General features: G+C 54.8%; 16 protein-coding genes, 2 tRNA genes and 3 rRNA genes. 6 read left to right on the forward strand and 15 right to left on the reverse strand.

Annotated elements, in window-relative coordinates; translation table 11 throughout:
* Positions 1-33: 33 nt before the first annotated feature.
* Entirely contained in the window at positions 34-1,413 is a 1,380-nt protein-coding gene (locus tag ACKXF7_RS04750) for an MATE family efflux transporter (RefSeq protein ID WP_423742286.1), read from the reverse strand.
* A gap of 164 nt (positions 1,414-1,577) precedes the next feature.
* Here ACKXF7_RS04750 and ACKXF7_RS04755 point away from each other — a divergent pair.
* Positions 1,578-1,654: transfer RNA gene (locus tag ACKXF7_RS04755), tRNA-Arg, on the forward strand.
* A gap of 652 nt (positions 1,655-2,306) precedes the next feature.
* On the opposite strand, the gene ACKXF7_RS04760 is transcribed toward ACKXF7_RS04755, so the two are convergent.
* Positions 2,307-3,083, reverse strand: a complete 777-nt coding sequence (locus ACKXF7_RS04760) for a type III pantothenate kinase (RefSeq protein ID WP_423742287.1) — start codon at positions 3,081-3,083, stop codon at positions 2,307-2,309.
* Between the two features lie 576 nt (positions 3,084-3,659).
* On the opposite strand from ACKXF7_RS04760, the gene ACKXF7_RS04765 reads away from it, so the two are divergent.
* The 5 genes from ACKXF7_RS04765 to ACKXF7_RS04785 all read left to right on the forward strand — a co-directional run bounded on the left by ACKXF7_RS04765 (position 3,660) and on the right by ACKXF7_RS04785 (position 9,061).
* Positions 3,660-5,169, forward strand: a 16S ribosomal RNA gene (locus tag ACKXF7_RS04765).
* Positions 5,170-5,448: 279 nt separating this feature from the next.
* Positions 5,449-8,281: ribosomal RNA gene (locus ACKXF7_RS04770) — 23S ribosomal RNA — on the forward strand.
* Positions 8,282-8,409: 128 nt separating this feature from the next.
* A 5S ribosomal RNA gene (gene rrf / locus ACKXF7_RS04775) occupies positions 8,410-8,526 on the forward strand.
* The 16S, 23S and 5S rRNA genes sit together here with 1 tRNA gene alongside, the layout of an rRNA operon.
* Positions 8,527-8,564: 38 nt before the next feature.
* Positions 8,565-8,640 (forward strand) — tRNA-Lys (locus ACKXF7_RS04780).
* 169 nt (positions 8,641-8,809) lie between these two features.
* Positions 8,810-9,061 carry a DUF6061 family protein gene (locus tag ACKXF7_RS04785; protein WP_423742288.1) on the forward strand — a complete coding sequence of 84 codons (252 nt, stop codon included), beginning with the start codon at positions 8,810-8,812 and terminating at the stop codon, positions 9,059-9,061.
* Here the strand turns inward: ACKXF7_RS04785 and ACKXF7_RS04790 are convergent.
* From ACKXF7_RS04790 to ACKXF7_RS04850, 13 genes are all read right to left on the reverse strand, one after another.
* Positions 9,050-9,343, reverse strand: coding sequence for a transposase (locus tag ACKXF7_RS04790; protein ID WP_418265150.1), 294 nt, complete (start codon positions 9,341-9,343; stop codon positions 9,050-9,052). The two genes, ACKXF7_RS04785 and ACKXF7_RS04790, sit on opposite strands and share 12 nt — an antisense overlap.
* 137 nt (positions 9,344-9,480) lie before the next feature.
* Positions 9,481-10,443: a hypothetical protein gene (locus ACKXF7_RS04795; protein WP_423742289.1), complete on the reverse strand. Its 963-nt coding sequence runs from the start codon at positions 10,441-10,443 to the stop codon at positions 9,481-9,483.
* A gap of 12 nt (positions 10,444-10,455) precedes the next feature.
* Complete coding sequence (locus ACKXF7_RS04800) at positions 10,456-11,991, reverse strand: relaxase/mobilization nuclease domain-containing protein (RefSeq protein ID WP_423742290.1); 1,536 nt, start codon at positions 11,989-11,991, stop codon at positions 10,456-10,458.
* A gap of 24 nt (positions 11,992-12,015) precedes the next feature.
* Positions 12,016-15,468 carry an AAA family ATPase gene (locus tag ACKXF7_RS04805; RefSeq protein ID WP_423742291.1) on the reverse strand — a complete coding sequence of 1,151 codons (3,453 nt, stop codon included), beginning with the start codon at positions 15,466-15,468 and terminating at the stop codon, positions 12,016-12,018.
* 28 nt (positions 15,469-15,496) lie between these two features.
* Positions 15,497-16,930 (reverse strand): hypothetical protein, encoded by a 1,434-nt coding sequence (locus ACKXF7_RS04810; protein ID WP_423742292.1) that lies wholly within the window; start codon positions 16,928-16,930, stop codon positions 15,497-15,499.
* Positions 16,931-16,951: 21 nt separating this feature from the next.
* Entirely contained in the window at positions 16,952-18,403 is a 1,452-nt protein-coding gene (locus tag ACKXF7_RS04815) for a hypothetical protein (protein WP_348584744.1), read from the reverse strand.
* Between the two features lie 13 nt (positions 18,404-18,416).
* Positions 18,417-19,301, reverse strand: coding sequence for a hypothetical protein (locus tag ACKXF7_RS04820; RefSeq protein ID WP_348584745.1), 885 nt, complete (start codon positions 19,299-19,301; stop codon positions 18,417-18,419).
* On the reverse strand, positions 19,298-19,921 hold the full coding sequence (locus ACKXF7_RS04825; protein WP_418265145.1) for a 4Fe-4S single cluster domain-containing protein: 624 nt from the start codon (positions 19,919-19,921) through the stop codon (positions 19,298-19,300). Before ACKXF7_RS04825 ends, ACKXF7_RS04820 begins: the two co-directional genes overlap by 4 nt.
* A 1-nt stretch (position 19,922) precedes the next feature.
* Positions 19,923-20,687 (reverse strand): hypothetical protein, encoded by a 765-nt coding sequence (locus ACKXF7_RS04830; protein WP_423742293.1) that lies wholly within the window; start codon positions 20,685-20,687, stop codon positions 19,923-19,925.
* A 32-nt stretch (positions 20,688-20,719) separates the two neighbouring features.
* Positions 20,720-21,727 carry a protein phosphatase 2C domain-containing protein gene (locus ACKXF7_RS04835; RefSeq protein WP_423742294.1) on the reverse strand — a complete coding sequence of 336 codons (1,008 nt, stop codon included), beginning with the start codon at positions 21,725-21,727 and terminating at the stop codon, positions 20,720-20,722.
* An 11-nt stretch (positions 21,728-21,738) separates the two neighbouring features.
* Positions 21,739-22,512 (reverse strand): vWA domain-containing protein, encoded by a 774-nt coding sequence (locus tag ACKXF7_RS04840; RefSeq protein WP_423742295.1) that lies wholly within the window; start codon positions 22,510-22,512, stop codon positions 21,739-21,741.
* Positions 22,513-22,593: 81 nt separating this feature from the next.
* The gene (locus ACKXF7_RS04845) at positions 22,594-24,591 is read right to left on the reverse strand and encodes a protein kinase domain-containing protein (RefSeq protein WP_423742296.1); all 1,998 of its coding nucleotides are present in this window, start codon (positions 24,589-24,591) and stop codon (positions 22,594-22,596) included.
* Entirely contained in the window at positions 24,566-25,276 is a 711-nt protein-coding gene (locus tag ACKXF7_RS04850) for a hypothetical protein (protein WP_423742297.1), read from the reverse strand. The genes ACKXF7_RS04845 and ACKXF7_RS04850 overlap by 26 nt, the downstream gene beginning before the upstream one ends.
* Positions 25,277-25,297 lie beyond the last annotated feature (21 nt).

The following is a 25,297-nucleotide window of genomic DNA, read 5'->3' on the forward strand; positions in this document are numbered from 1 at the left end:
GAACCGGCAGCCCGCAGGCTGCCGATTCTTGTGTTACAGAGCATCTGGAAGCTGCTCCGCTTTGGGGTGATGGAAGATCTTCATGGCTTCCCGGTAGCAGTGCGCGTAGTACACGATCTCTGCGGCGGCGGTCAGCGCCCAGCTGCAGGGGTACAGCGCATACAGCGAGGGAATGGTGTGGAAATGGGCAAAGATGGTGTAGACCCAGATGACCCGGAACACGCAGGAGCCCATCACTACGATGATGGTAGGCACGATCGTCTTGCCCAGTCCGCGGGACGCGGCAATGGTGCAGTCCATAAAGGCGGAGATGCAGTAGGCAAGGCCCATCACGCGCACACGCTTCATGCCTGCGTCAATGACGGCGCTCTCGGTGGTGAACAGGGCAAGGAAGCTGCGTCCGAAGAAGAACAGGCTCCCGCCCAGGATCAGGCCGACACCAAAGGAGTAAGCCAGACTGATGAAGAAGCTTTTTTTCACGCGGTCCGGCTTGCCGGCACCGTAGTTCTGGCTCATAAAGCTTGCACAGGCCATGTAGAACGCGGCCATGCAGTCGTAGATCATGGCGTCCGCATTGGCGGCGGCGCTGTTGCCCTTGACCATGAGGGAGTCGAAGGAATTGACGCCTGCCTGAATGAACAGGTTCGCAATGGCAAAGATGGCGTTCTGGAACCCAGCAGGCAGGCCAAGCCCCAGAATGCTCCGGGTCAGGTCAGGGTCAAGGTGCAGCTTGTGGGTGTCCAGCACGTAGCAGTCCTGCACCCGGGTCAGGGCGCGCAGGATGAGCCCGGCCGAAACACACTGGGAGATGGCACTGGCCAGCGCCACGCCCACCACGCTCAGCTGGCACACGATGACGAAAAACAGGTTCAGCAGGATGTTCAGCGCGCCTGCAATGGAAAGGTAAATCAGCGGCTTTTTGGTATCGCCGATGGCACTGAACACGGCGTTGCCAAAGTTGTACAGGGCCAGAGCAGGCATGCCCAGAAAGTACACCCGCAGATACAGAATGGCACCGGGAAGCAGGTCCTCTTTGGTGTTCAGCAGCCGCAGCATGAAGGGGGAGCCCAGCAGGCCCACGAACAGCAGCACCACACCCGCGATCAGGCTGACGATGGCTGCTGAGTGCACCGTCTTTTCCACATCGCCGGCATGGCGTGCGCCGTAAAAACGGGCCACCAGCACGTTGATGCCGCCGCTCAGGCCGATTAGGAAGCCGGTGAACAAGCTGACAAGGATGCTGGTGGAACCCACGGCACCCAGCGCTGTAGAACCTGCAAACCGGCCTACCACGGCCACGTCCGACATGTTGAACAGCACCTGCAGCAGGTTGGAGAATGCCAGCGGCAGGCTGACCAGAAGGATCTGCTTTGCCAGAGGCCCTTCGGTCAGCGTTTTGGTATTCGAACTCATACTCTCTTTTTTTCCTTTATCCTAAACAAAACCGTGCCCGCGCACACCGGGGCACATCTCTATTATATGGACCGGTGCATCTTTTGCAAGATGGCTTCGACATTTCAGGTTTGATTTTTTTGTGCGGCTGTGCTATACTACATTACACCGACAGGTCAATGTATGCGATCGTAGCTCAGCTGGATAGAGCGTTCGGCTCCGACCCGGAAGGCCAGAGGTTCGAATCCTCCCGGTCGCACCAAGAAAAACCAGAACACATCCGTGTTCTGGTTTTTCTTTTTTGGTGCGCCGGAGAGGATTCGAACAGGGCGGCGGCGCGCAGTGCCGCAAGCAAAGCCACAGTGCGGCTTTGCTTAGCCCGCGGTTCCCAACCCGTAGGAATGTCTAACAACAGGCTGCGATTTACAGTGCGCCGGGAGGATTCGAACAGCAACGACGACGACCGCAGCCAGCGGCTGAAACAGGGAGGAGTTGTTGGGGCCGCGTTCTGGTTTTTCAAAGCCCTGCCAAGGAGCTGCAGAAAAATCAGCAAACGCAACCCGTCAGGCCCTGCGCAGCAGGGCAAGCAAAGCCACAGTGCGGCTTTGCTTAGCCCGCGGTTCCCAACCCGTAGGAATGTCTAACAACAGGCTGCGATTTACAGTGCGCCGGGAGGATTCGAACAGCAACGACGACGACCGCAGCCAGCGGCTGAAACAGGGAGGAGTTGTTGGGGCCGCGTTCTGGTTTTTCAAAGCCCTGCCAAGGAGCTGCAGAAAAATCAGCAAACGCAACCCGTCAGGCCCTGCGTAGCAGGGCAAGCAATCAGCCCAGCGGGCGGTTGCTTAGCCCGCGGTTCCTAACCCGTAGGAATGTCTAACAAGAGGCCTGCCGTTCATCCGGGCGAAATGGAGCTATCCCTTTTTGTTTTTTATCCAGATGCGGTACAATCCGTCTGTGATAAGGGTCTCCCGGTATAGAATGGGGGTGCGGCAGGCTTCCCGGATGGCGGCGGGCAGGCTGCCGGTGGCGTAGAAGGCGGTCTGCGGGCCAAGCTCAGCACAGAAACGCTCAGCCAGACCATCCAGCAGGCTGGCGGTGCCCAGCACAAAGCCGTTCTGCAGGCAGGAAGAGGTGCTCTTGCCCAGAATGGACGCAGGAGCCTTTGCGGCAAGGTCGATCTGCGGCAGCTGGGCGGTGTTCTTTACCAGTGCGCTCAGTGAAAGCTGCGGCCCGGGCAGGATCACTCCACCCACAAGCTCCTGCTTTGCATTGACAGCCATCATGGAAATGGCAGTATCGGCAGAGATTACTACCAGCGGCCCGGAACACTCTGACAGCGCGGCAACGGCACCGCACAAAAGTTCGGCACCCAGCTGGGCGGGATTGTCCAGCCGCAGTTTGATGCCGCTTTTCAGGCCCGGCCCTACTGTCAGGATGCGGGCTTTGCACAGGATATGCAGCGCCGAAAGCACCCGCCCGCTCAGCACCGGGACAACGCTGCCCAGAATGCCGCCCTCGATCTGGTCGGGGGTGGCACCATGCAGTGAGAGAAGATTCACCAGACGAATGGCGTATTCATCCACCGTTGCATCCATATCAGAATGCAGCCGCCCACAGAATCGGAGCGTGTCCTGTTCATAGCCGCCCACAGTGATATGGGTGTTGCCGATGTTAACGGTGAGTATCATAAACAAAGCCCTCCTCCACGGCACAATATAATGTATTATAATATATAATAGCGCACCCGCCGCCGATACGCAAGTGTGTGCAGCGATGACAGAGAAGGGGCGTTCCGATTGAGGGACTTTCTCTCCTCCAAAAGAAATCGCAAAGAAATTGGAAAAAATCTGTCAAAAAGTGTTGACAAGGAGGCGGGGGTGTGGTATTATACTTGAGCGCCAAGCGCTGAGGCAAAAGAATGACTTCCGGAGCCACAGCAGGAAGCCCTTGAAAAGAACCAATAGACGCTGAAAAAGTTCCAGTTTGTTCTGAGAAACTTCTTGAGTGCCCAAGTTCAGAAAGTTCAAAAGCTTCTAAAAAATAAGGCTTGACAAAAAACCACTTCGGTGGTACAATAAGCAGGTCGTCAGCCGCAAGGCTGAGGCGCTACAGGACCTTGAAAATTGAACAATATCGAAAAACTTGTAAGGAACCTTTATGTGTTTGGAAAAACACTTAAAACAATTCCAAAAGTAATTCACACAGGACGCAAGCGATTGCGTGCTGAGCGAACAAGATTTAACACTTTTAAGTGATAAATATCATTTATAAAGAGTTTGATCCTGGCTCAGGACGAACGCTGGCGGCGCGCCTAACACATGCAAGTCGAACGAGCGAGAGAGAGCTTGCTTTCTCGAGCGAGTGGCGAACGGGTGAGTAACGCGTGAGGAATCTGCCTCAAAGAGGGGGACAACAGTTGGAAACGACTGCTAATACCGCATAAGCCCACGGCTCGGCATCGAGCAGAGGGAAAAGGAGCAATCCGCTTTGAGATGGCCTCGCGTCCGATTAGCTAGTTGGTGAGGTAACGGCCCACCAAGGCGACGATCGGTAGCCGGACTGAGAGGTTGAACGGCCACATTGGGACTGAGACACGGCCCAGACTCCTACGGGAGGCAGCAGTGGGGAATATTGCACAATGGGGGAAACCCTGATGCAGCGACGCCGCGTGGAGGAAGAAGGTCTTCGGATTGTAAACTCCTGTTGTTGGGGAAGATAATGACGGTACCCAACAAGGAAGTGACGGCTAACTACGTGCCAGCAGCCGCGGTAAAACGTAGGTCACAAGCGTTGTCCGGAATTACTGGGTGTAAAGGGAGCGCAGGCGGGAAGACAAGTTGGAAGTGAAATCTATGGGCTCAACCCATAAACTGCTTTCAAAACTGTTTTTCTTGAGTAGTGCAGAGGTAGGCGGAATTCCCGGTGTAGCGGTGGAATGCGTAGATATCGGGAGGAACACCAGTGGCGAAGGCGGCCTACTGGGCACCAACTGACGCTGAGGCTCGAAAGTGTGGGTAGCAAACAGGATTAGATACCCTGGTAGTCCACACCGTAAACGATGATTACTAGGTGTTGGAGGATTGACCCCTTCAGTGCCGCAGTTAACACAATAAGTAATCCACCTGGGGAGTACGACCGCAAGGTTGAAACTCAAAGGAATTGACGGGGGCCCGCACAAGCAGTGGAGTATGTGGTTTAATTCGACGCAACGCGAAGAACCTTACCAAGTCTTGACATCCCTTGACAGGCATAGAAATATGTTTTCTCTTCGGAGCAAGGAGACAGGTGGTGCATGGTTGTCGTCAGCTCGTGTCGTGAGATGTTGGGTTAAGTCCCGCAACGAGCGCAACCCTTATGGTCAGTTACTACGCAAGAGGACTCTGGCCAGACTGCCGTTGACAAAACGGAGGAAGGTGGGGATGACGTCAAATCATCATGCCCTTTATGACTTGGGCTACACACGTACTACAATGGCGTTAAACAAAGAGAAGCAAGACCGCGAGGTGGAGCAAAACTCAGAAACAACGTCCCAGTTCGGACTGCAGGCTGCAACTCGCCTGCACGAAGTCGGAATTGCTAGTAATCGTGATCAGCATGCCACGGTGAATACGTTCCCGGGCCTTGTACACACCGCCCGTCACACCATGAGAGCCGGGGGGACCCGAAGTCGGTAGTCTAACCGCAAGGAGGACGCCGCCGAAGGTAAAACTGGTGATTGGGGTGAAGTCGTAACAAGGTAGCCGTAGGAGAACCTGCGGCTGGATCACCTCCTTTCTAAGGAGTCAGGCAAGGACAGGACATCAAAAGATGGACAGTCCTTGGACAGGTTTAAACGAGTAGAGTAGATATTGTTCGATTTTGAGGGCCCTGAAGAGCGAAAGCTCGAAAGAACCTTCAAAGACGTACCTTGAAAACTGAATAATAACTGCGAAACAAAGATTATAGTAAGTTCTTTTTAAGAAATATTACAATTTCAAAAGGAAGGGTAACAATAATCTTCGTTGGCAAGAGAGAATCAAGAGGATACCAAATGTTCCAAGAGAACGTTTGAAAGGTCAAGCGAACAAGGGCGCAGGGCGAATGCCTTGGCACTGGGAGCCGATGAAAGACGTGATAAGCTGCGATAAGCTTCGGGGAGCTGCAAATAAGCATTGATCCGGAGATTTCTGAATGAGGAAACTCACCTGGGTTCATACTCAGGTACGTTATACTGAACTTTAAAATAGGTATATCGAGGGAACCGCCTGAACTGAAACATCTAAGTAGGGCGAGGAAGAGACATCAAACGAGATTCCGTAAGTAGTGGCGAGCGAACGCGGAAGAGGGCAAACCGAGAGTAGAAATACTTTCGGGGTACGGAGCGCATTTAGGACTTAAGTTGTTAACCGAACGGCATGGGAAGGCCGGTCAGAGAGTGTGAGAACCACGTAGGTGAAAACGACAAGAGCCGAGCGAATTCCAGAGTACGGCCAGACACGTGAAACCTGGTCGGAATACGGGGGGACCACCCTCCAACCCTAAATACTACCCAGTGACCGATAGCGTATAGTACTGTGAAGGAAAGGTGAAAAGCACCCCGGGAGGGGAGTGAAAGAGAACCTGAAACCCTGTGCCTACAAGCACCTAGAGCGCGTCAATGCGTGATAGGGTACTTTTTGTAGAACGGTCCGGCGAGCGATTGTATGCAGCAAGGTTAAGGACTTAAGGTCTGGAGCCGAAGCGAAAGCGAGTTTGAAAAGGGCGTTAAGTTGCATATAATGGGCCCGAAACCGGGTGACCTACCCATGGTCAGGTTGAAGTGGAAGTAAAATTCCATGGAGGACCGAACCGACCTCCGTTGAAAAGGCGGCGGATGAACTGTGGGTAGCGGAGAAATTCCAATCGAACCCGGAGATAGCTGGTTCTCCCCGAAATAGTTTTAGGACTAGCCTCAAGTTAGATACCTGGAGGTAAAGCACTGAATAGCCTAGCGGCCGAGAGGTTAGCGAAGCTTATCAAACTCAGAATGCCAGAGTATTGATGCTTGGGAGTCAGACAGTGTCAGATAAATGTCATTGTCAAAAGGGAAACAGCCCAGATCTACAGCTAAGGTCCCAAAGTCAGGTTAAGTGGAAAACGATGTGAAGATACGCAGACAACCAGGATGTTGGCTCAGAAGCAGCCACTCATTCAAAGAGTGCGTAATAGCTCACTGGTCGAGCGTCTTTGCGCGGAGAATTTAACGGGGCTAAACCTGACACCGAAGCTTAGGCAATACAGCAATGTATTGGGTAGGGGAGCGTTGTATACGCGGTGAAACAGTAGCGTAAGCGGCTGTGGAGTGTATAGAAGTGAGAATGCCGGAATGAGTAGCGCGAATGCAGTGAGAATCTGCATGGCCGAAAGCCTCAGGTTTCTGGAGGAAGGTTCGTCCGCTCCAGGTCAGTCGGGAGCTAAGGTGAGGCCTAACGGCGTAGCCGATGCACAGACGGTAGAGATTCCGTCACCACCAAAAGAGTTAAACACAGGGACACATATGAAGTCTCGGAGCCGGGTGTTGGTTCCGGTAGCGATCGAGGGAAGTTAGTACCGAAGTCCGAGATGGAAGATGGCGAGAAAAGCTGTGTGTATTTCTGCGGTGCCCGTACCGCAAACCGACACAGGTAGGTAGGAAGAAGATTCTAAGGCCAACGGGAGAAGGGTTGTTAAGGAACTCGGCAAATTGACCCCGTAACTTCGGGAGAAGGGGTGCTGCAGCAATGCAGCCGCAGAGAATCGGCCCAAGCAACTGTTTACCAAAAACACAGGTTTGTGCTAAATCGAAAGATGACGTATACGAGCTGACGCCTGCCCGGTGCTGGAAGGTTAAGAGGAGATGTGCAAGCATTGAATCGAAGCCCCAGTGAACGGCGGCCGTAACTATAACGGTCCTAAGGTAGCGAAATTCCTTGTCAGGTAAGTTCTGACCCGCATGAAAGGCGTAATGATTTGGGCACTGTCTCAACAGCCCGCCCGGCGAAATTGTAGTACCGGTGAAGATGCCGGTTACCCGCGACAAGACGGAAAGACCCCATGGAGCTTTACTGTAGCCTAATATTGGGTTTCGATGTTGCATGCACAGGATAGATGGGACTCTGGGAAGCAGGTGCTTTGGCGCTTGTGGAGAGGCCGTTGGGATACCATCCTTGCGATATTGGAATTCTAACCTGCGCCTTTGAATCAAGGCGGGGGACATTGTTAGGTGGGCAGTTTGACTGGGGCGGTCGCCTCCTAAAGAGTAACGGAGGCGTTCAAAGGTTCGCTCAGCTTGAACGGAAATCAAGCAAAAGAGTGCAAACGCAGAAGCGAGCCTAACTGCGAGACTGACGGGTCGAGCAGTAACGAAAGTTGGAGTTAGTGATCCGGTGGTATGTGAGTGGAAATGCCATCGCTCAACGGATAAAAGTTACCCTGGGGATAACAGGCTGATCTCCCCCAAGAGTCCACATCGACGGGGAGGTTTGGCACCTCGATGTCGGCTCATCGCATCCTGGGGCTGTATTCGGTCCCAAGGGTTTGGCTGTTCGCCAATTAAAGCGGTACGCGAGCTGGGTTCAGAACGTCGTGAGACAGTTCGGTCCCTATCTGTCGTGGGCGCAGGATATTTGATGGGAGCTGTTCCTAGTACGAGAGGACCGGAGCGGACGTACCTGGCGCACCAGTTGTTCTGCCAAGAGCATAGCTGGGCAACTATGTACGGATCGGATAAACGCTGAAAGCATCTAAGCGTGAAGCCGACCCAAAGATAAGATATCCCATTGTTTCAAACAAGTAAGACCCCTTGAAGACTACAAGGTTGATAGGCACGATGTGTAAGTGGAGCGATCCATTCAGCAAGCGTGTACTAATAGGTCGAGGGCTTGACCACAATTCGCTTGAGACTCTCAAGAGTCAACGAAAAAATGTAAGCAGTGATTATTCAGTTTTGAAGGCACGTCCTTCTAAGAAACACTGGACAAAGTAGACCAGTTATGGTATACTAGGCCAGTCAGATCGGTCGGTGTCAATGACGGTGAGGTTCCACCTGTTCCCATTCCGAACACAGAAGTTAAGCTCACTTGTGCCGAAGATAGTTCGCTGGAAACGGCGCGTGAAAATAGGTAGTCGCCGACTTGAGTTATCAGAATGAAGAAACCGCATTCTGATAATATGCACCTCTAGCTCAGTTGGTAGAGCAACTGACTCTTAATCAGTGGGCCCAGGGTTCGAGTCCCTGGAGGTGCACCACATCAACAAAATCCGAACTTTTTTCCAATAGGAGAAGGGTTCGGATTTTTTGTATTCTTCGGAAAACAGAACGAATCCCTTGCTTCCATCGAAAAACGTCCTAGACCTTATCACAAAAAAAGCGCGACAGACCACGGTAAGAGTGCCGTAAGGTAGAAAGGACACGAGTATGAAGTACGATGAAAGAACCTGCAAATTCAACATGGACACCGGCTGCGTGGAGCTGCTGCTCCGGGATGGGAGAATGATCTCCATTGACTGCACTGGGGTCGAGGATGAATTGGACGTGACCATGGCGCAGAGGACGGAACTGGACTACCTCATCTACAATGACCCGCTTGGCTATGCTGATTTGATTCTGAATGGCGATCCGGAAGAATATTTGAAGAATGTGGCCGGGAGCCATGGGTTAGAAGATTAAGGGCAAAACAAAAAACAGGGTGCGCCCTGCGGACGCACCCTGCCAAAGACCACATACGATAGCGATATGTACAACAGGGCGTTCCCCGTCGGGAACGCTCTGTTTCTCTTTGCTGGTAGTGTGATGAGCCTGTTCCGCCTGCCATGCGGCAAACTCCCGCTGGCCTTCCTCGCTGTTCCAGCAGGCAAGGATGGCCGGGTAGAACGCCCGTGCTAGACGGTCAATGACTTCATCGGGGTAGGGGGAAGTGTTTGTGGACTTTTTCTTTTTGTTCAAACGCACGCTCCTTTGATCGTCCCACCGTGGCAAAGTCGGGCGAGAAAATCAAAGTTCCAATTTTTATCAGGCGCAAGGGCGCGGAAGTTTTCCACCCTGCACTTGCGGCTGGTGGCTCATTGATGGCTTACAAGTGCCTGTCGTTATGCGGTCTTTTCAGTTTCTTCAAGGGTTTCAGCGAGAATCTGTTCCATGCAGGCTTCCAGCTCATTCAGATAGAGGGCAGGACGCTGCATCGCAAAACGGAGAACTTTCTGCTTTTCCGGGTCGGAGAGATAGCTCTGATTGTTCTTGAGCACTCGCTTCCATGTGTTCTTCATCATTTCAGTGGCTGTGCTCAAGGTTTTGTAGACCCGCATGAACTCGTCCGGGACTTGATAAGTCTTGAACTGTTCCGGGTCGGCTGTGGGCATCGGAACCGGAGTGTCGGCGTTGGGTTCTGCGTCAGCAGCTTCCATCGCTTTCGTGATCTCCGGGTGCATGATCTCGGCGAACACGTCCTGCCGCTTGTCGGGACTGCTCTGCACAAGTTTGGACATTTCATCGTTGGTGAACTTCACCTCACCGGAAAAGACTTTCTGCTTGATGCCGGGAGAGAGATTATCTGCGATGTCGATGCCTCGTGTATAGTGGCTGGCACGAAGAACGGAGGCACGGCTGACACCGTTTTCCTCTGCAATCCGGTCGCAGGTTTTCTTGCCGGAGTGGTGGGTATCATCGTGAGACCCACCACTTTTCTTTGCTAAAGTGTACTGATTGCCGTGAAAGATTTTCTCGGCTTTCTTTTCAGATTCGTACTGCTTCCCCAGCAGGTAACGCTTTTGTTCGGGGGAAAGATTGCGCCGCCCCAGCTGATTCTTGCAAATCCAGGCGAGTGCTTCCTCACGATTTGCAAAGCGGAGCGGCATGGTAGAAAAGCAGATTTCGGGGTGCTTCTGAAGAATCGCATAACGGTTGTGTCCATCAACAAGGGTGTTGTTCCACACGATCAAAGGAGAGAGCAGCTTGCCCTCTTTGAGGATATTTTCTTCAAGCTGCTTGAATTCATCATCGGTCAGAGGGGGAATCTGGGACTGGAACTCCGGGTCGATTTTCAGATTGATCATACGCACACTCCTTTATCTCTCCTGCTGCGCCGGTTTTTCCTCCCGGAAAAAGGACGCAACATTCTGCTTTGCGGTTTTCAGTTTGAGCAGTTCTTCCTTAGCTTCCTTGTACTGCTCGTAGAACTTTGCCTTTTCGGATGCCAGCTGCGCATACTCGGCTTCCAACTCTTTCGGGCTGGGCAGCTTGGTGATGTTGCTTGCCTTGAAATAGGCTGCTGCCACCCGGTATGCTGTCAGCTCTGCACGGTGCTGCTCCTCAAAGGCTGCGGGTCGTTTGGCGGTCTTTAGCTGCTGTGCGACGCTCTTAGTGCTGGCGTAGGCTGCGACCTGATAGCGCAGCTCATTGTTGGCTTTCATGCGACCTTCAAGGTCTTTCACCACCGCCAGTGCGTCGTGATACTTGGTTTCCAGTTCAGCGATGCGCTGGTTTAGAGCGTCCTCGTCGGTCAAGCCCTTTTCCTGCAGAAGATTTACGGTCTGTGCCATAACTTTGAGATTGTGTTTCGTGAGCCAACGCTTATAGCCGGTGCCTTTGCCATCGGTCATCCTCGACTGGATGTCGATCAGTTTCCCGATGGTATCCTGCTTGAACTGCGCCTTGGGTTTGCGCTCGGTGTTTGCCTGCAACGTGGCAAGCACTGCTGCCTTATCGAACTTGTCACCGAGATGTCTTGCCCGGATGAACTTTGTTCTGCCAGCAGGCAGATAGCTAAGCTGTCCACGGCTTTCCTTGACCGTGATGCCGTACTGCTGCATGAGCTTCGCCGAAAAATCTTCAAAGCTCATTGCGGTGTCCAGCACATCCGAGATCTGTCTCCGCAAGGTTTTCTTTGAGGTTTCAAACTTCGTTTGTGTTGTCTGCTGTCCGGCTGCGGTAAGGGCTGCGTTTTCACGGTCAAGTTTCAACTGGCCACGCCTGCGCGCCCAATATTCGGCCTCGCTGACACGCTCCTTCGAGCCGTTGAGCAGGTCAATCTGGTACAGTCCGGCACCCTCGCACAGCTCCATGACCTCGACACGCAAGTGCCGCATGGTCTGGGCTGTGCTGGAGTGCTTCATACCCTCGCGCCAGTCGCGGGGCTTCTGCATATAGGGCTTGCGTTCCACCTCGCGCATTCGGACGCTGCCGATCACGATGTGGACATGGATGTTTCCCGAATGGTTGTGCCCATCCGGGTGGGTGCAGACGATGGCGGGATGACCGGGGAAGTTTTCTTCGCAGAATTTCAGGCCAAGTGCCTGTGCCTTTTCCATGGTCAAGCCGTTGTCGGCTGCATCGCGTGGGTCAAAGCTGATGATATACTGGTGGCTTTTGATATCACCATGCTGGGTGTTCTTGCAATACTTGCGGTTTGCCAGCAGACAGGCCATTGCAAATGAGAAATCGCCGCACTCAAGGGTATCGAGGATGTACGATTCTCGCAGCTTCGGTCTGCCTTGTTCATCCAGAAGTTGCTTTCCAGTGAACGCATCGTGCTGGTAAACGAGGTACGCTTCGATGGCGGTGTAGTCCGAGTTTTTAGAGGCGATATGCTTGAGCGTTGCCATACTAAAAATGAAAAAAGACAATATTCAAAGTGTTTTATGCCATGTGGAGACACCGGAATAAATGTCTTCCGGAATGATAACGTCGGGCTCGTCGGCACTGGCGGTCTGGATCCGGGCGATATGCGCACGGCACACCTCCTCAGCGATGTTGCGGGTCGTCCGGGCATTGGAGAATTGCGGAATCTTAGTGATACCGGCGAGAAGCTCCCGAGCTGCGTCCAGACAGCTCTCTGCGAGGGGAATGTTTTTCTGTTTCAGTTGCAGCAGGAGGATCTGTGCACATTCTTCATCGCTGAAACTGCGGAAATGCACCTTCGTGAAGCGGTCGTGCAGGCCGACGTTGCTTTCCATGAACCGGTTCATGTCAGCATCATACCCGGCCAGAATCATCACTGTATCCTTGCGGCTTTCCTCAGCAAATGTCAGCAAGTACTCTACGGCCTCTTTTTTGTAAGAATCGCCGGGGCTGTTAGCATCATAGGCAAGGGCGTAGGCTTCGTCGATGAAGATGACGCCGCCGCGCCCGCGGGCCAATGCATCCTTTGTTTTGAGCGCAGTCTGCCCTATAAAGCCGGCGATGAGATTGTTGGCCTTATAGCTGCAGAAACGGGAGCTGGGGACAAGCCCTAGGGCGTAAAATGCCTTACCTAAAATCTTGGCAGCAGATGTTTTGCCAGTTCCGGGTGCACCCACAAAAACAGGATGTTCTAGTAAGAAGGAAAAGTCCGGATTGCGTTCTTTTTTATATTGGACGGAGCGATAAATAGCTTTGATCCAGTTGCGGATCTCGCTCATGCCGTACAAGTTGTCGAATTCCTGCATGGCTTCCTCAAAGGTGATTTGATGGCTCTGGGAGGCAATCAGCTGGGAGTAAGCTTCCGGGATATCTTGCGGCTCGAGCCAATGGACACTTTCTTGGGTGAACTGCTCTTCACAACAGCGGCCATAATAAGCGTTTTCCATTTCGGTACAAAGCCGCACCACTGCGCGGGCGTTGGAAAAGTCCGGTGTGGACTCTCTGGTATCGTACCAGTTCTTGAAGAGGATACGCAATGCAGCTTCGGTGTTGCTTTTGCAGACATAACTGGCTGCGTCTGCCTTGCTCTTGAAAATAGCCATCATCTGGTCGGTGGTATAATCCGGCAGATAATGGACGATACAACGCTCTTTCAGGCTGGAATCCATTTTCCAAAAGTTTTCCTCTTGACTGCGCTGGACGGCAAACACGCAGGTGAGCCGATGATCTTCGGTCATGGGATTGAGCAGGGCAGCAATGCTCTGCGCGCTGCACCGGTGGGCTTCGTCGATGAACAGAAGAGTGTTCTGCCGGACGGCCTGCTCGGCGGCCTCCTGCAGCTGGTCGGGGCGAATGGAGGAGGTGTTCGTGACCTCGATGGGATCACTGCGGCTGAGGAGATTAGCCGTGTACAGAGCGCGGCAGAGCAATTTGGCCAGCTGGGTCTTGCCGGTGCCGGGGTTCCCCACCAGAACGATGTGCTCTATCCGGCCGTCATTGGTCCCTTCAGCACGAAGACGTTTGCGGTAATTCAGATAACGGTCCAGAATGGGCAGGCCGGTTTCGTCCAGCCCGGGAAAGTGCCCGAACTCTTTGCGGACAGAGTCCATGGTAATGGTTTCCAATCGGCTGGCCCATTTGCCGAAATCTTCGCGCTGAATGGTGTGGCTGCCGCGCTTTACGGCAGAAGGGAGGAGCTGCCCTTCGATGAGTTCTTTCTCCACAAATCTTGCGTTGCCGAAGTGCTGGTCGCGGGACTGATATATGTTCTCCATCAATGTCTGAATGGAAGAATCGGGCATGGCGGGATCAAGGGAGTAACCAGTTTTTGCCAGAGCAGAATTAAAAATCTTGTGCAGGACATCCGGCGAATAGTCCGGAATGGTGAGAACATTCTGCTCGGTAATGCGGCTCTTCAGGCCGGGATTCATCTGGAAGAGACCCTGAATGCCGTCTGTGCTTTCTCCTTTGGAAGAAGAATAACCAGAGAAAATAAACAGGACATGGCGGGTGTCGTCGGTCATAAAATTAACAATGGCGTCGATTGCTTCCTGATTGAAGATATTGCCGCTGCCGCTGTTGCTGCTGTGGTTACGGCAAAGGGTGTAGGCTTCGTCGATGTGCAGAATGCCGCCTTCGGCTTTTTCGACCATCTGGTCTACTTTGATGGCCGTGCCGCCGATCACATCGCTGATGAGGTCGCTGGCCTTGGCCGTGACAACGTGACCAATGGGAAGAAGGCCCGCATCATGGGCGATGCGGCCGATAAGATGGACAGAAGTTGTTTTACCGGTCCCGGGATTTCCGGCGAGGAAGATACCGGGCAGATGCGGACAGGTGGGCCAGACTGTGGAGCCGGATCCTTCGAAACGCTCGGTCATCAGGCCGTGGGGTTCAGACGATGCCGGAGAAGCTTCGACGGGTTTCAGAATGCGGTGCAGCTCAGCGGTGACGCTCTCCCATCCGGCGCGGTGCTCGAGGACATACCATGGGTCAAACGCAAGCTTGCGAAGATCCTGACCAAGGAGCATGCTCAGAAAAGCATCGTCGAAGATGCGGGAAGCACCGGGCCGGTCCAGCTGCTGACAGATGCGGCTGTCCAGCGCACGCAGCGTAAGAGCGGAACCACTCTCGTGGTCAGAGGCTGTTTGGCGCTGGGCATAGAGCAGCTTGTCGGCGGCGGCGCGGACGCCATCGGGGAATGTTAAACCGTTCAGCAGCTGGCGACGACGCAGCAGATGGATGGTTTCATCAATGCCAAAGGAGCGGATGGAAAAAACTGCGTTGGCTTTTGGCACAAAGCGGTTCTCGCCGCAGCTTTCGAAGAAAAAGTCGAACCAGCTGCGGGTCTTTAAAAGCCCCGCAAATTCACAGCTCATGGGCTGTTTCTGCAAAAAGATCAGCAGGTTGTCCCCCCTCCATTTGTCATGCTGCAGAGAACTATAACGCGAGACGGAAGGATCACTTGCCATGAAGGCGTGGAGATCGGTAAAGACCACCGCAGTGCGATACGTGGTATTGCGCATAAAGCTGTCGCATTCGGCATAGAGGGTCTCTGGGGTCAGATTCTTCTGCTGGTAGATAAGCTTTTTTTCGGGGCTTTCCGGTGTGCTGGCCGGAGCCGGTGCCGGGGTCTTACCAGAAGGAGCAGGCTTGCGGGGGCGGCCAAAGCGGGGCATTCCTTCGGCGGGTGCTGCCGGCGCAGCGGCCGGAGCGGTCTCGTTGCCGGGGATGCTGTAACGGGCAGACTGGTCGTCATAGACATATTTGCCAAGAGCAAGGCCGGGGTCGAAATAGACCACATTGTCAAAACCTGCCTGACGCAGGAAATCCGTCAATGCAACATAGAATTCGCGGGGACAGAGGTCGCGGGGGATGATGATGTCGCGGACATCACTGCACTGCAGCAGGATAACATTGCTGCCGCTGCCGCGATGAAGAGCATCACTGAAACGGCTCATAGACAAGTTTCACTCCTTTCCAAAGGCTTCACTGGCTGACGGCATGCAGGTCTGCAGCCTGAGCAGCGGAGGAAGAAACGCCGCTGTTAGAACAGCTTGCGCGGCAAGGCACACGAAGTGCACCGCTCTGGTTCAGCGCCGCAACCAGATTATTACGCAGGGTGTCCTGTGCATGAGCACTCATGGGGGTGCCTGCCTGACGGCCGAAATTGTGTACGTTCAGGGCCACACCATGGTCGTCAGGGATAAGTTCCACAGTTACCTTTTCACCGGTGAGCGCTTTCTCGAAGTTGATATGCAGGGGTTGGCCTTCCAGACGATGCTTATAGGCATAGCCGGTACAGGTGTAGCCCTGCTGGAACATGGCACTTTGTACGAGTTCGCCGGAATCGTTTTCGCTGTAGGCATAGATCATCTGCCGTGCAGCCGTGCGTGTGGCACAATCGACATCCTGCAGCAGCTCACTGACATCGGCGCGGGCTTTGGCCAGCTCTGCAGAGCTGGCGCTTTCCAACGCATGTTCCTGCTGCTGCAGACAGGTTTTCAGTGCGGCGAAAACATCCGGCACAAAGCGAGTGAGGTCTTCGTTGTATTCGACACCTTGATACGGCACGGTGCAGTTCTCAAGCGCATGGATGCGCGCCTGACCAGTCCGCACCATGGTGTGGATGGCAGTGCGCAGGAAGTCATCTTTCGCCTGCTGGACCAGTGCTTTTTCAAGCTGGGTGTAAACGTCTAAAGCCACTGCAGAAGCCAAACTGTGGGCGTTTTCATACAGACCGCCATTGAAGTACTCCACAGCGCGGTGGTAGTCCTCTGCAGCAGGGGAGCGGCCAAACTCAACTTCAAAGCTCTGGATGGCGATGCGGGCTGTGTCCAGCTGCTCCTGCGCAAGACGGCGGGTCTGGGCGTCATCACCTGCAAGGGTGCTGTGCAGGCGGCTCAGGTCTGCCTTGCGGGCTTCCAGCTGCGTGCGGGTCTCCTGAAACGATGCGTGCAGGTCGGCACTGTACTGGGCCAGCAGGGCGTCATTCTGGGTGCTCCATTTATGGGAAAGCGCCTCGGCTTTTGCCTGAGCAGTACGCTGCAGGCTGGCGGCATTTTCGGCGGTGGCCTTGCCGGAAGCGTGTAGTTCACGGGCGGCCTTCTGCGCGGCCTGCGCGATGTTTTGGCTGAGCGCGTCGGCAGCGGCACGCTGACGGCTCTGCAGAGCCGTATAGCGGCTTTGAAGCGCGCGGATGGCCTGCTGGTCTTCGGCGCTTTGGCGGGCGAGACGGGCCTGCTGTTCGCGCTGGCGGCTGGCCTGTTCAGCGGCGGCCTTGCGGCTGGCGTCAGCTGCAGTCTGTGCAACGACCGAAACGGCAGCTGCAGCACCGGCAACGGCGAGACCGGCAATAACGATGGGGGCGGCGAAGAAGAAGGCACCGGCAATGGCGAGAGGGATAAAGCTGTCTGCACTCATAAGAAACTCCTCTTTTATAAATCAGATGATGTCGGAACTGTATTTATTGACGGCCTGATCATCGTTGACCGTGGCAGTGAGCTGTTCGGCGGTCTGCAGTGTCATGGGGCGATCCGGCTGCAGCGGCAGCGGGTCAGCCCGCTGGGCGGCTGTGACCGGCTGGCCGGTAAGGTTGGAAAGCCTCTTTGCCATCTGTGCGGCGCGCTCCTGCGGGAGAAAACGGGTCTCAAGCTGCAGCAGAAACGCTGCACGCACGGTGGCCGCCTGCCGAAGCGGGATGGCGTAAAGGAAAACGGTGTCATGTTCTGTAGTGCCGGGGTAGCGCTTGGTCATGGTGAGCATGCGTTCTTCCCGGTAGTCGGGCGCACCGCCGGGCGTATGGCACTGCGCGCGAAAAAGGGAAGCTTTTTGGTAGTGAGCATATCCTTCGGAGATGTTGTTGCCGGGACGGCAGGCACCGTAAGTGACTGTCTCGGAAGCAAAACCCTGACTTTTCAGCAGGCCGACTGCAGACTCGAACAGATCGGCGGTATGGTTATAGCTGTCACAGGCAGAGAGCGCGTAGGAGATGCATAAACCGAGCTTGTCGGGCAGAGCGTTCAGCTTCTGGATCTCTTGATCAAGCAGAAGCGTAGGCGATACCGGTTGACCTGCGCATCTTTTGAGCCAGCCGTTGATGCCTGCATCCAGCACGGCACGGTGGCCATCCAACGTGGTGGACAGTTCGGTGTAGAGCTGATCGGACCAATAGCTGGTGTCCTGCTCACTGAGCTGCAGAAGAACGCTGCCGTCCGGGTCGGATAAGCAGCGTGTCTCCTCAGAATGGAGATGCTGCAAAATAACCTCGTAGCTCTGCCGGTAAAGGAGAAAGAGCGCTTCCAGCTCATTCTGACGGGCCTGCGTTTCGCTTGTCAGGCGGGTAACAAAGAGCCGGGCACAGTCGGCCTTGGAGAGAGCCAGAGTGTAGAGCCTGGCTTGCAGCAGGGCCTTGGCTTCCTCGCCGGCTTCGATGTAATGCTGTATGCAATGCGGGAAAAAGACGTCCACTGGCAGTGCGCATGCATCCGCGATCTGCCGCTCCAGACCAGTCAGTGCTTTCTGCGCCTTCTGCCGAAGTGCAAAGTTCCGGGCGTCGGCTTCGGCGATCAGGCGGTCCTGCTCGTTCTGCAGGGCGCGGATCTGTTCCGAGAGCTGCTGTTCATAGGCCTCTGCTTTTTCACGAAGGGCTTGGTACTGCTGACGGGAACGCTCGGCTTCGCGGATATAGACATTGCTGAAGCTTTCCTCGATGCGGCGCAGCCGTGCAGCGTAGTCCTGTTGCTGGTCGTTCCGTGCTTTTTCGTACTGCTTTTGAAGCTCGGTGATGGTTCGGCACAAGGCGGCCTGATTGCGGGACTCGTTCTCCTGAATGGTGCGGTTGGCATCTGCGATCTGGCGGCGCAGCTGCTGGATCTCCTGTTGAGGGGATGCCATTGAAACACCCCCTTTAAGTCACAGACTGAAAGCGGTCTGCGGCCTCCTGAGTGCGCTGCTGGATGAGCGTTTTCAAGGCGGCCTGTATGCGGGCGGTCAGAGATTCCGACTCCTGCAGCAGGGCGTTGACGCCGTCCTTGCCGGTGTAACAGCGCAGAGTGTCCTGATCCAGACCACTGGCGTCCAGAACCGTTTCCAGCTCCTTTTGCAGAGAACGGGCTGCAGCGGCGCGGTCAGCCAGCAGACTGCGGGCTGCTGCGATGTCGGACTGCTTGAGCTGGATCTCCTGCGCAAGCTGACCGCTTTCCTGCTTCAAAGCGGCCAGCTCGGCGGTTAGGCGGGCCAATTCTGCCTGCTGGCGGGTCAGTTGTTCCTGCTGTGCCTGAACCAGAGCTTTTTCCGGCAGAGGAGGACTTTCCTGACCGGGAGGATCAGGCACGCCCGTATCCGGTGTTGTCAGCGGCGCAGGCTCTGTGTCCGGCTGTGCGGGGGCGTCCACGATGGAAAGAAACTCGACCTGAAGGACGCCTTCACGGTCGCTCGTAATGCGCAGAGAAGAAGGGCAGGCGATCGGATAAACTTCAGAGTGAGAACCGTCTGGAAAGCAGAAGACCGCTTCAGTGCTCTCCTGTTTGCCGCGCACTTCGATGCACAGCGGGGGCATCGCGCAGCCGCCATCATAGGCCTGCACAAGAAGATTGGAAGGGTCTTCCTCGTACAGGTCGAGCTGCCAGCAGCAGCGCTGAAAAAGAGGGCGGTCCTGCGCGAGGGCTTCGGGGCCATCGCTGTTTTTCCAGAGAACAGAACAGAAATTGGGCAGTCCGCCGCTGCTTGCCTGCACCTCGCAGTCGTCCATGGCAAGCACAAAAACGGCCGGGCGCGTGGAATGAAGGATCATGGGATCATCTCTCCTTTTGAAAATTTGCGGTGAAGGCTGAGCCACTCTTCTTTGGCGCGTTCAGTGGGGATACCGGTGAGGCTGTAGACGCCGCCGTTTTTCTGGATGGTGGTGCGGCGTTCTGCAGGGACAGAAAAATAGGCGCGGTAGCGGGGTGTTAAGTGGTGGATGACCTGATTAGCTGAACCGCGAAAAGCTTTGCCGTCGTCCAGCTCGGCCCGGTAAGGGCCGTCGATGAGGGTGTCGGTGACGGCCAGCACCCGTTCGACGGCGGGTTCTTTCATAGCCCTGAGTTCGCTAAGGGTGAAGCCGGTGTAGACGATGATGCCAAGGCCGTGGCGGTGGAGATGTTCGGTCAGGTCAGCCAGAAAGGCGCTCTGACCAAACGGCTCTCCACCGCTGATGGTAATGCCCTCGGCATCCGGGTGGGCATCCAGCAGACGAGTAAGGGTCTGAAAGCTGAGTTCATACTCGGCGTCGGCATTGTTCCAGTCCGCGGCAATGCAGCCTGGACAGCTGCGGCAACAGCCATGAAACCAGAGCAGCCAGCGGCCCGGCGGCCCCAGCAGGCCGCTGGTATCATAGCTCAGTCGGTCGTAACGCAGGCGGGACATCTGCATTTTAGCGTGCTCCTTTCGAAGCCAAGATGCTCGCTTCCCACGCTTGGCCCCCTCGTCCACAATCGGTGCCAATTTTGTGCCGAATGACTGCCGTCTGCCGGTTCAGCTGGTTACGGCGGTCAAAAAGAAAGCTCTTGATGCTGCGCATGTTCTTCGCAATGGAACAAAGCTGTTCATAATCGCTCTTCTGCAGATGCGCCGGGTCTTTGCGATCGTTCAGGCGTTTGAACAGCGGGTCGATCTCACGGTTCAGGCAGGCTTCTATCTCTTTCCCTTTGGCGTGGCAAAGGTCAGCAGCTGTAAAGCTGCGGAAATAAAGATTGTTATAATATTGAAAACGGTCAGAGCTCAGTTTTTTGTTGCAGGTGAGCATGACGTTGGAGTAGAGCATGTCGGTCTGCTGAAGCAGGTCACTCAGGTCGTCCGCCCAAGTCATGTCGATACTGATTTGCGGGGAAGAAGGCGCACGATGGAAGGCCTTACGGGACACGGTGTTATAATTTTTTGCGGCAGCGATGTATTGCTTGACTTCAGCAGTCGTCTGGAGATGAAGGTCCTCGCGGTCGGTCAGGGTTTTCAGATTCTGGCGAAAGTTCTGTTTGGTGATGGGAGTGCGGGCGGCGCGGTTGATGTGGGTGGGAGCAGCGGGCTTGGAGGTGCTCTTAAGCGGTGCAGAGGGCTTCTGACCGGAAGAAGAGTGGGAAGAACTGCCGGAGGCCATGGCGCAAATGGCGAAGAAAATCACGAAGACAGCAATGATGATCATAGTGAACGGCCCTTTCTGTAAAATATGTTGTGTCATTCTGCGATGCGGAGCACGCCGTCGCTGCGGGTAAGCAGGCCGGCATCCACAAGGCGCTGCGCTTTGCGCTTGGCAGCACGGGGACTGTGAAGATAGAGCGCACGGCTCAGCTGCCGCAAGGTGATTCCTTCCGGGTGGAGTGCCACGGCGCTGAGCACCTTGGAAAGGCACTTGACCTGACGGCCCACGGCGGGAAGCTCCAGCACGTCGCACCGGAATGCGGGAGGAACGGCCGAGAACATACGGCCGACGAAACGCGTGTCGGCGAGCAGATGGAAGGAAAGGTCGTCTCCGGCACCGCTGCTCTGCATCAGATGGCAGAGCCCTTCCAGATCTTCCTGCATGGCGCCTTTGTGCAGAAAGCAGAACAGCTGCAGCATCAGCTGGACGTGGGGGTCGCAGCCCAGTTCATTTACAAGATGTTCTTCGGCACCATCACTCATAAGCGCGAAGCCACAAAGTCCGCTTTCGCTCAGATGACCCTGCTGGAGAAAGTAAGGCGTGTCGGGCACCGTTACGAAAGTTGTGAGGTTGGAAGGGCCGTCGTGTTCATAGCGGGAGAGAACACGGCAGGTGCCGGAGCTGTTCAGACCGATAAGAGCGCCGTCACCAACATGGAATAACAGGTAACGGCCGTAACGGCCATCGGGCACAGCGGCTGCGGCCAGAAGGGTGGAGGAGTATTCTTTGAGGTCGATGCCGCTGGCTGCGGCTTCTGCGGCCAGCTCGTGCAGGACAGCGTGAAGGATGTGCTGTGCTGCATCCTCGGGAGCCATCTTCCAGAGGGCGTCGAAGTGGACAGCCAGATAGCTGGCTGCGGCAGCGCTGGTGATCTGCGCGCCGGTGTCAGCCTTGGAATAGGAGCCTGCTCCGTCGGCAAGGGTGATGGCAGTGCAGCCGCCGGGGCCGATGCGCATGGCAGTGTGATCTTCACAGGGGCGGTGCTGCAGGGTGTGATGCAGGCCGGTCTTGCGGAAGTCGCAGGTTTTATAGTAGGTGAACATGTGCTTCCTCCTTACTGTTCTGCAAAATTTTTATAGTCGCGAAGATCGGTTTCGTTGAGCTCCTCACATGCATTTTTGAACTTAGAGCAGCTTACCAACATAGAACTGGAGAACTTAAAAAAGTCTACAAGAGATTTGGCGTTATCGGCACGCAGAACATGGCGGTCATCCCGCAGACCGGTAAGCTCCTGCATCAATGCGTGGTTGCAGTTGCGGCCGATCTCTACTGCAATGACTACGAGCTTGTTGGCGGCAACCTGCTCTTTGATGTATTTCTTGCTCCAAGCCATAGCGGCTTCTTCCTGATCACGAAGTTCGGGGGTGTACTCGGGCTTGCCGTCCGAGAGAAGGAACAGGATGGGCGCGGTGTATTTAATAACCGGAGAAGCATGGCGGAACTGGTCGATGCGCTGCTCCATTTGGAGCAGCGCGACCTGCAGGGCACAGCCGGTCAAAGTCAAACCTTCGCAGTGAAGGTCGATATCTTTGCCTTTCTTCTCCTGCGCTTTGACTTCAGACATCGGCTGGAGAATGAAGACATCGCTGTTGAATGTAATGATTGAGAGTTCAAGAATGTTGCTGGCAATGGAATCCTTCAGAACATCGTCATAAAATTCACAGATAAGGCGCTTGAGCAGATCCCGGTAGGGGTTCATGGATCCAGATGTGTCGATCACGATGGAGGCGGAACCGCGTTTATTGGTGTTCATCACGTTCACCGGCTGTTTGGTGGCAGCGATATAATTGCGGACGTTGGGGTTTCCCAGAATATTCTTGATCGCCATAAGATTAAAATCCTCCGTATAAATGATATTTTTTAATCAAAAAACGGCAAAATGCTGTTTTTGAAAACCTGCGATAGGGAATCAGACCATGCTGTCCCAGCTTTTGTTCTTTTTTGCCTCAAGCGGCAGTTTCTTGAGAAGCTCGTTGAAATCTGCAAGGCTGCTGCTTTCCTTCGAGATCACTTTTGCTTTGGGCGGCGGTGCCTTTTTGGCACGGGAAGGCAGGTATTTGCCGCTTTCTGCGTCATAAGCAGTAAGAGCGGGCAGATCTTCCTGGTAACGAACCAGAATGTTCAGCCAATAGCTGACGGGCCGACGCTCTTTCTCGTGAAACCATTTGCCTTCGCCGTGGAAGCTTTCCCAGAAGCCTTCCTTCAAGTAATAAGGCAGGTGGGAAATGACGTTATACCATGGACCTCCGCGAATTTTTTCTTCGGCAGGGTGCTTGTCGAACTGAAATGGGTAGATGCCTTTTTCGACATACTCGCGGTCATCCTCACAGTAAATAGAAGAGCTGTAAGGGTGACCACAGGGGGTGAGGATCTTGAAGATAAGGTTTTGCAGAATCCACACGTCATCACATTTCTTTTTGATAAAATCGAACGTACAGCTACGGATATGCTCGGGCGAGAGGTAGTCGGGCAGGCCGACATTGGTGGGAAAGACCTTCTCCTCGAAAGCAACTTGAGCCGAATCAAGGTCGATGAGATACGCATTCTGATCGTTGTCAAACAGGATGTTGCTGGTATTGATGTCGCAGAGGACAATGTTGTTGTAGTGGAGAAAATCCACTAGCTCCGTCAGAGCCACGCTCATGCGGATCTGATCGGCCTTGCTGACGTTTGGGATCAGCGCCGGGAAGGTATCATAGCTATAATCGGCAAAGGGATGTGTGTTGGAGAAGGCCGGCATGATATAGCCGATCCACTCGCGTTGCTCGTTGTACAGCATCTTTTCCGGCCACGCGAGACGGCTCATCAAAGCGGCGTCTACGGCACGCATGGCACCGAGCTTGCGTACCATGATGCGTATCTTCTCTTTTTTCATGACCGAGTTGTTTTTACTTTTGAAGATCTTCGCGCATTTGCCGTCCGGCAGCTGATACACCAGCGCTTCGCCGCCGAGACCGAGACGCTTGCCAAGCTGGACTGGCTCATAGGAACCGGTATCCTCACGGCCTTTTAGGATGTAGGCGGTACCGCCTTCACGGGGGATGCGGTCAGCTGCCAGAGCAGAGCTTTCGGGATAGGGCGCTTTGGTCTTGCCTTCCGGGTCGGGAAAGGCCGGACGCTGTTTGGCGGGGTTGGCCAAGTGCGATTTGTTGTCGATATCACGCTCGTAAATAATGCGATAACCGGGGTTTGTCTGGTTTACCTGATTGCGGTGTTCAATGAACATATGCAGGCTGCGGTTCGTACCAAGGACAAGAATGGAGGTGCTGAGATCCTGCTTTTTGATAAAGGCAGACAGCAGCTGGTTCTCACAGGCAAGCGAGCCGTTCAGCAGGTGGAGCGCATGATGCTGCTTCAGCTGCTGAACATGAGAAGCGACCGTTTCGAGGACCGGGAACTGCTGCGCATCCTTTTCCAGAGCGTCGGCTGCGGCCTTGCACAGCACGAGCTGGGTGCGAGTGCGCTGTGTGACCTTCAACTCAAGCACCTGATAGAGAATGCTGGCAGTCTGCGGTTTGCGGAGTGACATATAGGTAATGATAATGAGGTCGCGGCTCAGGATCGCGCGCTGACGCTGTTCGTGATCCACAGGGGCGGCCCGGGGTGCTGCGCCCAGGGGTGTCTTGGCCGGCAAAAAAGGAGACGGCCGCGGCGGCGTCGAGGAGGGTTTGGACGGCTTGGGGCTTGTACGCGGACCCGGCGAAGCTGCAGAAGAAAGGATCTTGCGATAAGAACCTTCTTTAAAAGCAGGAAGTTCAGCGTCTGGCGAAAGCACCAGAATGCCGCTGCTCTGCAAAGCGCTGGTGCCATCCGGGGTGGAGAGATGATATTCCTCGCAAAGGGTACGAAGGGTAGTACTCATATGGTTTCCTCCTGATCGGTTATTGAGAGTCGGCAAGAAAACCATCCGGGGTCAGCTTCTTGACCAGTACGACTGCCTTGGAATGACGTGATCGCAGATTGTTGATCTCGAGAATGTCTGCGGTCATGGCCTTGTCCTGCGTGATCAGCAGGAGAGAATGACCGTTATTGCGCAGGTAGAGAAGCTTCTCTACAAAGACCGGGTCTGCATGGACACGCTTCCTACCGCAGTCGCTGCGGCGCAGGTCCTCGTCACCGCCAAGAAGGATGATGTTGTTGTCGCGGTGGATGAGTTCCAGCACACGGCTGGCCTGTGTATGGAGCCGGGGGTCATGAAGCTTTTTCTCGAGCTCAAGCTTCACCACATAAGGAACGCAGAGGGGGCGGGAGACCGCTTTACGATAGAGCGCGTAAAAGGGAAAGAAACCGGTGTGAAGCAGGCTACAGGTGTCGATGAACACATCGTGATTTGAAACGCGGCGCAGAAACTGAAGGGTCTCGGTCCGCTGGCGCTCACGGTCAGGGCCGGGGCTGGGCTTACGGGGGTGCTGCTTTTTTGCCGGATGGGGAGGGGAACGAATGGCATATTCGGCAAGCAGTTCGGTCTCGGCTTCGGTGTTGACCGGTGCCAGTTCATGAAGAACGACACGGTGGTAGCGGTCGTGCAGGATCCCGCGAAGGTCTTCCGGCGGCAGGCCGGTCGCTTTGGAAAGTTCGAGCAGATTCATCATGAGTAGACCTCCAATCTGTAA

Source organism: Faecalibacterium sp. 7 (genome assembly GCF_049562865.1).
Taxonomy (GTDB): domain Bacteria; phylum Bacillota; class Clostridia; order Oscillospirales; family Ruminococcaceae; genus Faecalibacterium; species Faecalibacterium wellingii.